This is a genomic window from Desulfogranum mediterraneum DSM 13871 (genome assembly GCF_000429965.1).
Taxonomy (GTDB): domain Bacteria; phylum Desulfobacterota; class Desulfobulbia; order Desulfobulbales; family Desulfobulbaceae; genus Desulfogranum; species Desulfogranum mediterraneum.
Map to the genome: position 1 here is coordinate 1 of NZ_AUCW01000077.1, position 1,082 is coordinate 1,082.

Annotated in this window: 1 protein-coding gene; it reads left to right on the plus strand. The window is 44.7% G+C overall.

Features of this window, described 5'->3' with window-relative positions:
* The first annotated feature begins 102 nt into the window (after window positions 1-102).
* On the plus strand, window positions 103-981 hold the full coding sequence (locus G494_RS23765; protein ID WP_051305739.1) for an ISL3 family transposase: 879 nt from the start codon (window positions 103-105) through the stop codon (window positions 979-981).
* Window positions 982-1,082 lie beyond the last annotated feature (101 nt).

Genomic DNA, 1,082 nt, shown 5'->3' on the forward strand with positions numbered 1-1,082 from the left:
CGTCATATTTTCGAGGGCCTACCGCTGGCTGAATCCCTGGAAGATTATGAAGCCTTGCTCCCCTGGAATGCCAAGGCAGCAATCAGCAATACTTCGATCTAGGTGACGAGGTGCGGTTCTGCAGGCGCTTACGATTCTGTCGCCTGGGTTGTCGACTGGGGCCTTGAACATCGTAGCATCGATAATGTAACGGCTATCGGTGTCGACGAGATCCAGTACAAGAAAGGTCACAAATACCTCACTCTTGTTTACCAAATAGACAAACATTGTCGTCGTTTATTATGGATAGGAAAAGACCATAAAAAGGAGACGTTAGAGTCCTTTTGTGACTTTATGGGTGAGCAGCGATGTCAGGCAATCGAATTTGTCTGTTCCGATATGTGGAAAGCATATATCTCTGTTATTGCTGACCGTCTTGCTAATGCCGTTCATGTTCTTGATCGCTTTCACATTGTCATGAACCTTAATAAAGCCGTCGACAATGTACGCCGGGCAGAGGTTAAAAAGCTGAAAAACGATGGAAAACCAGCTTATTTGAAAAATAGCAGATGGCTTTTTCTCAAAAAGAAGAAACGGGTGCGAGGAAAATCAAGAACCCGCTTGCGAGAACTGCTGGGCATGAACCTTCGGACAGTAAAGGCCTACCTGTTCAAGGAAGATTTTGACCATTTGTGGAGCTATAAATGTCCTGCATGGGCAAGCACCTTCATAGATCAATGGACCAGGGATGTCATGCGCCACCGTAGCCTTCCAGAATTGAAAAAATTTGCCCGAACTATCCGCAAACACAAACCGCTGATCCTCAACTATTTTCATGCCAAAAAGGAGTTTTCCTCCGGCATTGTAGAGGGGTTTAATAACAAGGCAAAACTGACCATCAGAAAATCTTATGGTTTCCGGAGTGATAACTTGCGCGAAAAGGCCTTATATCACTCACTTGGCAACTTGCCTGTTCCGGATTACACCCACAGATTTGTCTGAAGAGGCGAAATAGTTTGGTAGCTTTTTCCAAAATACACCTAAGTCTTGCTTTTCTCAAAGATGCGTTTCTCTTCAGCTACCTACAGAGGTTATGCGCTTAT